Raw genomic sequence first — 3,493 nt, 5'->3', positions numbered from 1 at the left:
TGGAACCGCCTCGTCGAGCAGCCCTGGACTATCATGTCCATCGGACTGCGCGATTGGGCGTATCGGTTCTGATCAGTGGGATTTGGTATTACTGCATCGCACTGCCAAACTTCCATCCATGAACCCGGTACAGGCGGATGCAGCACGCAGCTGGCGTAGAGCGTGAAGTTGGTCGACTGTTACTGGTTGGTGTCATCCAAGACCGGTTACTGGCCGCATCGTTGTCCATCACCCCCGGATAATCATGCCGCACCTCGGCTATGCGTCTGCCCAGTCGCATTCCGCCGGGTGGTGGGAGGTAGGTTTGGCAGTCGGGATCTCAATCCAGCTGATGCCGCATAAGGGTGGATATGGAACCACGACATGCGCAATGCTGAGGGTCCGCTTTAAGAAAGCTCTCTTGAGTGATGCCGTTCTTGCGGGCCATGCGCCGTCATCCGTGACATGCCAGAGCCATTATGGCGCGTAACGGGTGAAGACGAAGTCGTCCGCCTTCGCCGCACGGTCATGGCATGAGGCACATGTGCCGAGCAGAGCCTCGCTGCGGCTCAGTTTGCCGTCTTCGAACTGGCCATACCCCCAACCGCCGGTGCCAGCGTATCTCCGCGAATCCTTGACGCTAATCTGGACGTTCGTCGCAGCCCCAGGCACGAAGGATTGGGCTTGGCCGAAGACCGCATTGTTCTCGGCCGATGCCACGTATTGCCACGCCAGCCTAATGATGATCGCACTGTCCGGGAAAGGACGCGTACCGTCCCGAAAGGCTCTTACCGCAACATCGTTTCCAAGAATGGCTCGGATGCCGTTGAGGCCGCCAGCCTCGTGGGTCACGCTGATCAGCTGCCAATCGCGGTACCCGGCAGGGAGCTTTACGCCGAAGACCGCCGACCTGTCGTCGTCGGTGCTCCCCGCCACGGCCGGGGCTGGTGCCAGTACGCAGGTCACAGCCATGGCGATGTGCGCTTGAGACGATGGCCACCGCATTCGATCGCCCTCACCCTACCCTAACCAAAAGTCGCGCTGAAAAGCGACAACCCCGGCATCTCCGCCTCGACGAGCAGTTGATGCTCGCCATAGGCTGTCCCATCGAGCAGCGTGTAAAGCGTTGGCCGATTCACCTCAATCTCCTGCGCCGCGTCACCGTCGACCGAGACCCGCAGCTTCCCGCCCTGCGGTGCGGCGGCCACCAGATGCAGCTTCGCCGCGGAGAAGCGCAGACGCAGGCCGCCGCGCGCCGAGCGGAGCACCAGCGCTTCCTCCTCCCGGTTCCACTTGCCCTCAAGCTGGTACTGGTTCAGCCGCGGGCCTTCGCCCGTGAAGGCATAGGCCGCCTCGCCCGACCGGGGCGACTGAGCGCGATCCTGTGGCGTCGGGTGCTGCGCGCCGAAATAGATCTCGGGCGAGCGGATCCGCGACAGATCCGGGTCGTCGCCCGGCCTGCCGACGGGCCCGGAGGCGGACAGGCCGAGCAGTGCCCGGATCGCGCCCTCCATCTCGCGCGCGTAGCCCTCGCCCTCCCGGAGCAGGACGATCCGGCCGTCCTGATCCAACAGGTAGAAGGCTGGCCAGGCTCGGTTGCTCCAGGCTCGCCAGGTCTGGAAGCGGTTGTCCTGGCCAACGGGGTAGCGGATGCCAAACTCGCGGACCGCATCCTCCACATTGTGGCGGACGCGCTCGAAGCCGAATTCCGGCGTGTGGATGCCGATGACCTGCAGCCCATGCGGGCCGTACTCCGCCTGCCAGCGGTTGAGATAGGGGACCGTGCGGCGACAGTTGATGCAGGAATAGGTCCAGAAGTCGACCAGCACCACCTTGCCGCGCAGTCCGGCGATGGTCAGCGGCGCAGGAGAATTCAGCCAAGCGTCGATGCCGGCGAATTCCGGCGCCGGCACCCTAAAAGCCGATTGCGCGGCGCTGCGGGTCGTTAGCGGCAAGCCTGCCAGCATGGCGCCGGCGGATAGCAGCCCCGGCAGGAATGAGCGACGGTCCATAAGATCCTCCTTGCTTGTCCGGGCGCCGCTCAGGCGGCACCCGCGTCAATGACCGCCTGAGCGAATTGGTGTGGCGCCTGCTGCGGCAGGTTATGGCCGATCCTGCCTCGAATGAGCCGGTGGCGTACCAGCCGGTGAGCCGCCCGGCATAGGAAGCTAGATCGGGATGCGGCGCGTCATTGCCATCGCCTTCCAGGGTAATGGCCGGCACCCCGATGGTCGGCGCCACGGCCAAGCGTCGCTCCAGCGGGTCATTCACCATGTCACATTCCGTGAGGTTTTAGTGGCGTCAAGCCCGCCTTAATCAATCAGCTCACTTCCTTTGCTGTCCTGCCCTGGACCACTGTCTTAGATTGACTACAGCTGCGCCAAGCTGGGTTCCCACAACAGCTAGTGCGCCGGAGAGGAAACAGTCTATGAGACGTCGAGGCATCCTGAGCGCACCCTTGGCGCTGCCTTTCGTGTCACGTCCCGGGCTTGCACAGCCGTCAGGAGCTTGGCCTTCGCGGGCGCTACGCATGGTCATTCCCTGGCCCCCAGGCCAATCGACCGATGTGCAGGGTCGTCTCATCGCCCAGCTGCTGACCGAGCGCCTCGGTCAGACGGTCGTGCCAGAAAACCGGCCTGGCGCCGGCGGCCAGATTGGCACCAACGCTGTGGCCAAGGCAGCACCGGATGGCTATACGCTGCTCGCAGCCTCCATCGGGCCGATCAGCTTTCAGCCGTTGGTAAGTCGTACCCTCTATGATGTCGAGCGCGAGTTCGCGCCGGTGGCAAGCTACGGCATTGCGCCATATATGCTGCTGGTGCGGCGTGATCTGCCCGTAACCGATTTACGCTCATTCATCGCGCTGCTGCGTGCCAATCCTGGCAAGTACACTTACAATTCCTCCGGTGTTGGCGGCTCCCAGCATCTGCTGGGTGCAGTCTTCAATGCCATGGCTGGGATTGATGCGCTGCATATCCCCTTCCTAGGTAGTGGCCCGGCTTTGGCGGCTCTGTTAGGCGGCCAAGTGGACTACGGGATTGATACACTAGCGGCCGCGTTGAAGCTTGTGCAGGAGGGACAGCTTCGGGCACTAGGTTTAACCACGGCACAGCCATCACGCTTCGTGCCCGACATTCCACCGATCGCTTCCGCTGGCGGCCCGACGGACTACGACATCGGGGGCTGGAACGGCCTGATGGTGCCAGCTGGTACGCCGCAACCAATCATCGACCGGCTCGTCACCGAGGTGCAGCAGGGCTTGGCCACGCCGGCGCTGCGCAAGCACTTCGAGGCCATCGGCATCGAAGTCGAAGCCCGCGGACCGGACGACTTCCGGGCCTTGCTGCAGGAACTCAGGAAGAAGTTTGGCGGTGTGATCCGCCAGCTTGGGATCCGCGTCGATTAGGGTGGAGCTTAACCTAGATGTTTGGTCCCGGGATTTGGTGGTGCGGGTCATGGATGAACCTGGAGGGCTCCTCCGTCTAGGCTTTGCAGATGGCTTCGTAGGGGGTGA

General features: G+C 63.3%; 3 protein-coding genes. 1 reads left to right on the top strand and 2 read right to left on the bottom strand.

Annotation, left to right across the window (positions count from 1 at the left end; genetic code table 11):
* Nucleotides 1-456: 456 nt before the first annotated feature.
* Both EP26_RS30125 and EP26_RS30120 read right to left on the bottom strand, forming a co-directional pair.
* Nucleotides 457-951, bottom strand: a complete 495-nt coding sequence (locus EP26_RS30125) for a cytochrome P460 family protein (protein WP_157033955.1) — start codon at nucleotides 949-951, stop codon at nucleotides 457-459.
* 53 nt (nucleotides 952-1,004) lie between these two features.
* Nucleotides 1,005-1,991: a thioredoxin family protein gene (locus tag EP26_RS30120; protein ID WP_052389881.1), complete on the bottom strand. Its 987-nt coding sequence runs from the start codon at nucleotides 1,989-1,991 to the stop codon at nucleotides 1,005-1,007.
* Nucleotides 1,992-2,509: 518 nt separating this feature from the next.
* Between EP26_RS30120 and EP26_RS30115 the strand changes: the two genes are divergently transcribed.
* Entirely contained in the window at nucleotides 2,510-3,385 is an 876-nt protein-coding gene (locus EP26_RS30115) for a Bug family tripartite tricarboxylate transporter substrate binding protein (RefSeq protein WP_052389880.1), read from the top strand.
* Nucleotides 3,386-3,493: the final 108 nt, after the last annotated feature.

This window comes from Belnapia moabensis DSM 16746, assembly GCF_000745835.1.
GTDB lineage: Bacteria > Pseudomonadota > Alphaproteobacteria > Acetobacterales > Acetobacteraceae > Belnapia > Belnapia moabensis.
Note: the sequence above shows the minus strand (reverse complement) of the source record. Positions and strands in the feature narration are given on the sequence as shown.